The organism is Serratia microhaemolytica (assembly GCF_004011885.1).
Taxonomy (GTDB): domain Bacteria; phylum Pseudomonadota; class Gammaproteobacteria; order Enterobacterales; family Enterobacteriaceae; genus Serratia_G; species Serratia_G microhaemolytica.
This window is the reverse complement of sequence record NZ_SBEF01000098.1, coordinates 1-1,832: the sequence shown is the minus strand read 5'-3', so window position 1 is coordinate 1,832 and position 1,832 is coordinate 1. Positions and strand designations below refer to the sequence as shown.

Annotated in this window: 2 protein-coding genes; both read left to right on the top strand. The window is 41.3% G+C overall.

Annotation, left to right across the window (positions count from 1 at the left end; translation table 11 throughout):
• Positions 1–277: 277 nt before the first annotated feature.
• Positions 278–1,108, top strand: coding sequence for a hypothetical protein (locus tag EOJ37_RS14055; RefSeq protein ID WP_127960495.1), 831 nt, complete (start codon positions 278–280; stop codon positions 1,106–1,108).
• A gap of 38 nt (positions 1,109–1,146) precedes the next feature.
• On the top strand, positions 1,147–1,551 hold the full coding sequence (locus tag EOJ37_RS14050; RefSeq protein WP_127960494.1) for a DUF1240 domain-containing protein: 405 nt from the start codon (positions 1,147–1,149) through the stop codon (positions 1,549–1,551).
• Positions 1,552–1,832: the final 281 nt, after the last annotated feature.

The window sequence follows — 1,832 nt, the reverse complement described above, 5'->3', positions numbered from 1 at the left end:
TATGCCATTCGAAAGAATATTGTTGCGCTATAAATCTATCAGTTGGGAGCATAAACTCTCCAATACCAGCGCGTACAGTTTCTGGGAAGAGAGAGTGTCTTAAAGGTGCTAGCCAACCATTTTTAGCTACCACGTTATCCTTGGATAGCGATCTACATTCTCGGCTACAACATGTAGGGCCCCGTTGCTATGTGCAGCCTGAACACAAACTGGCTGCACCAACGGCATCGACTGGAATCGAGCATTAATAAACGGCGGGTTAACAGGATGTATCACGATGAAATATGATCCTCACTTGAGAACTTTTGTCGCAGATGACTTTGAGTTAAGCGAACAGGTAAAGCAGATGCAGCAACAGGCTGAAGAGTCTAACTATCGACGCTTACAGCAACAGCTAACAGACATCCCAGACGAGAATGTCTATGCACTGCTCACCCTCGAAGAAGGGGGTGCCATGCTGCGCCAGTTCTGCAACCCTAATGCAGCACATTGGCGTGATATCGGTTTTGGCTGTAGTGATCCGCTTTCTCCTTATGCGGGTAATATTAAGGATGGTCTCGCACTTGGCCGAATTATTGTTGAGCTGAGGGCATTTGGTATTACAGCCACTGAATATCGTGACAAACAGGGCAGAGGTTATATAAAAATCTCTGGCTACCCGGGTGTTCGCAAGATCTTAACCGGCACCAGATATTCGATTAAAAATAAAAAGATACTCAATATCGGGATTGGTACCAAAGGTATTGAGAATGGCATTATCAGTGGTGCGCGCTTCTGCTTGATCTTCTCTGCTGCTTATCGTGCCGTTGAACTGATGTTAAAAGATGACTATAGCCTGACTGATTTTTTTGTTAATCTCAGCATCGATGCAGCTAAACTCGCTGTTTCTGTCGGGGTGGCCTGGGGAGCGAAAGCCATAGCCACTGGATTGATGGTTGCGGGTGGCGAAGTGATTGTTATTGGAGTATTAATATTTGCGGCAGGATTTGCTGTTACTGTTGCTCTAGATTGGCTGGACAAGCATTATCATATTAGTGAGACAATTATCAAAACATTCAAGTCATATCATGAAAATGAAAATCACCAGCTTAGCTGGTACTCATTATGATATAAATAGGCCTTTATATAATTGGAGATGCTTTGATCGTGGCTAATATTAGCAGAGCTGCTGCCGGATTTTACACCGTGCTGTTTTTTTTGTTAGGCGTGGTCGGTATTTTGTTCTCACTGCATGGATATCTTGGTTTTTTTAGTTTATCCGATATTATTGAGTTCTCGTGGTCGGTTGGTGTGGCAATTTTTTTAATGCCTGGTGTATTTTACTTATCATGGCTGGCATTCTGTATTTTTCTAAAAAAACCACAACAGAAGATGAATAGCTTGGTTAGTAAATATTTAATCTTCTTTACTGTTTTTGGTGTGATTTTTTCTTTTCTGTTCTCAATTTACATCGAGACTACACTGAAAAAACAAGGCTATCTGATCTGTCCAGATAAAGTGTCATGGCGATCACCAAATGAATATGTTCGTGATATTAAATTATGTCAATAGATAAGGTAGAGATCCCCTTGCAGAGCAAGCTCAATGCTTTTCTGCCCGATGATTGACTAAAAAAATACAACTTACTGGTTTAATAACTTGTTATGGTGTGATTTTCATTATAAAAATCATGAGAATAGCCCATCAAAGCTATGCACTGATTTACAAACAAATTCTGATTGGCATAAATAAAACAGGGAACCTTGTGCTATGTCCTACCCCATTTATCTCACCATGATCGGTGAACAACAAGGAGATATCTCACGCAACTGCGGCTCATATGCCTCTTTGGG

Excerpts from the sequence above, each read along its gene's own strand:
- EOJ37_RS14055 (WP_127960495.1), top strand. The coding sequence starts at position 278 with ATGAAATATGATCCTCACTTGAGAACTTTTGTCGCAGATGACTTTGAG.